The organism is Aeromonas sp. S12(2024) (genome assembly GCF_041402305.1).
Lineage (GTDB): Bacteria > Pseudomonadota > Gammaproteobacteria > Enterobacterales > Aeromonadaceae > Aeromonas > Aeromonas veronii.
In genome coordinates this window covers 1-577 of record NZ_JBGLRB010000051.1, presented here as the reverse complement: position 1 = coordinate 577, position 577 = coordinate 1, and the positions used below count along the sequence as shown (strand labels likewise).

Genomic DNA, 577 nt, shown 5'->3' with positions numbered 1-577 from the left:
GCGCTGTTGCTGCGATAGCCCTGGGCATCAAAGCCATCCCGGTTGGTGACCAGACTGCCCTCAATCTGGGAGTGGGTGCCGTCGTGCCAGAACACCCGGAAGGAGTTCTCTACCCCCAAATAATCCGCTGCGCACACGGTCTTGGTCGTGGGCAGGCCGTAGTAGCCATTGGGGCGGTATCGGGATGGGGGGATTATCGTAAGAAGTGGGAATCCGTTCGTATCGGCAGCGCTGTGTGTGCCATCCGACCAAAGCAACATGAACCAATAGTTGGCCACCCTCGACGCGGCCACCAGGGTTTTCTTCTCTGTGGGATAGGAAATCCAGCGCGTCCAATTTGAGATAGGTACACCAATACCATCCAGAGAACCATTTTTGATTTCGATGGTACTATGGGTCTGGTCATTCCACATGAAGTAAGTCTTGCCATCCCAGTGCCGGAATGCACCAGCCAGCGTTTTGCCCACCGGCCAGCCGGACAGGGTGTCGTTGCGGCGCATCCCCCGCGCGTCAAAGTCATACCTGCCTTTGTAAAAGACCTTCTCGGCACTGTTATAGCAGGAGTGCGTGCCATCCC

Annotated in this window: 1 protein-coding gene; it reads right to left on the bottom strand. The window is 56.5% G+C overall.

Going from position 1 to position 577, the window contains the following annotated elements; all coding sequences use genetic code 11:
• A partial coding sequence (locus ACB035_RS20485) for a hypothetical protein (RefSeq protein ID WP_371168035.1) occupies positions 1–577 on the bottom strand: 577 nt, incomplete at both ends.